The sequence below is a fragment of the Atopobacter phocae ATCC BAA-285 genome (genome assembly GCF_000526675.1).
In the GTDB taxonomy this organism is placed as follows: domain Bacteria; phylum Bacillota; class Bacilli; order Lactobacillales; family Aerococcaceae; genus Atopobacter; species Atopobacter phocae.
The window spans coordinates 1-1,478 of sequence record NZ_JAGN01000079.1; the positions used below are offsets into that span (position 1 = coordinate 1).

A 1,478-nucleotide genomic window follows, 5' to 3' on the forward strand; every position below is an offset into this window, starting at 1 on the left:
TCAGTTCTAAAAGAAAGTATATCAAGTTTAACCAGTAAGAGAGTATAGAACATTGTACTAGAAACTTTTACACAAGATTATGGACTTGACTGAATGGCCGCTTGAATCGATTACTCACGATCGACAAATAGCACGAGCCATTGTTTTTGACGAACAAGGATATTTTTATTTCTTAAAAGCAGAGCGGGATGATGATTTTGGCAATGTTACAGTGATTGAAACAGCAGGTGGTGGAGTAGAACCTGGTGAAACATTAGAAGAAGCAATCCAACGCGAGTTAATCGAAGAATTAGGCGCGTGTGTAGAAATCATTAGAAAAATTGGTGTCGTTAGCGATTATTATAATTTCATTCATCGACATAATATGAATCATTATTTCTTGTGTCGCGTTCAATCAATTGGACCAACACAGCTCACTAGCAATGAAAAGAATCATTTGCATTTATCGACTTTAAAGTTAAGTTATAACGAAGCCATTCAAATGTATGAAGCAAGTCGAGATAGCCGGTTAGGAAGATTGCTTTATAACCGAGAGATGCCAGTGTTGAAAAGCGTGAAGGGGATATTTGCGTAATCTAATGCTAATTGAAAAAAGACACGTTAAAGTATAACTTAGAGAAATATTAATGAGGTCATAAAATTGGTATTAAGAGAAGGAGCAGATGTTTAAAAAGATACTACTTAAAGAATTTATGTTGTTAGCAATTATTATAATTTCATTCATGGATATAAATCTAATCATTATTTTCTATTATGAGACTTAAACTATAGCCCATGTGTACTTGGTCTAAATGAAGAAGTACCGTCCTCTACATAAAAAATGATTTGGGAATGAAGTATACACAATTTTCATAGTTCATCCTTTATATTCAAAAAAATATTTTATAAAATTTAATTGGCTGTTATAGTGAATCGTAAATATTTGTAATAAACTAATATTTGCTGATTAAAGGAGGTAAAATGGAGTCAATCATTTTAATCACTGAAATGAATCATGTGAAGGCTAAAGAATTTTTTTTAAAACCTCAAAACTATTTTTCTAAAGGATTACCTAGTTATTTCGATTTAAGATACTTACTAAAAGTAGGCATAGAAACATTGGATAATAAAGAATTAGAGGAAAAAGAATCATTATTATTAAAACGAAAATATTCAGATTGTTCAAATATTAATTACATACTTCAGACCAATAAATCAAAAGAATCGTATAGACCATTAACTTTATTACATCCATATATTTATGTAGATTTAGTCAATTTTATAACTAAGGAAGAAAATTGGAATGAGTTGATTGATCGATTTAAAAAGCTAAAAGATAAAATAAATGAAAAAATTGAATGTAAAAGTTTACCTTTTATAAATAAAGAAAAAAATAGTAATATCAAAGTCAAGTCCATAATCTTGTGTAAAAGTTTCTAGTACAATGTTCTATACTCTCTTACTGGTTAAACTTGATATACTTTCTTTTAGAACTGATC

General features: G+C 29.2%; 2 protein-coding genes. Both read left to right on the plus strand.

Annotation, left to right across the window (positions count from 1 at the left end; all coding sequences use genetic code 11):
• The first annotated feature begins 79 nt into the window (after positions 1 to 79).
• Positions 80 to 574 (plus strand): NUDIX domain-containing protein, encoded by a 495-nt coding sequence (locus L866_RS0108220; RefSeq protein WP_035446511.1) that lies wholly within the window; start codon positions 80 to 82, stop codon positions 572 to 574.
• Positions 575 to 960: 386 nt separating this feature from the next.
• The gene (locus L866_RS0108225) at positions 961 to 1,419 is read left to right on the plus strand and encodes a hypothetical protein (RefSeq protein WP_025730907.1); all 459 of its coding nucleotides are present in this window, start codon (positions 961 to 963) and stop codon (positions 1,417 to 1,419) included.
• Positions 1,420 to 1,478 lie beyond the last annotated feature (59 nt).

Coding starts and splice junctions, on each gene's coding strand:
- L866_RS0108220 (WP_035446511.1), top strand. CDS start 80: ATGGACTTGACTGAATGGCCGCTTGAATCGATTACTCACGATCGACAA.
- L866_RS0108225 (WP_025730907.1), top strand. CDS start 961: ATGGAGTCAATCATTTTAATCACTGAAATGAATCATGTGAAGGCTAAA.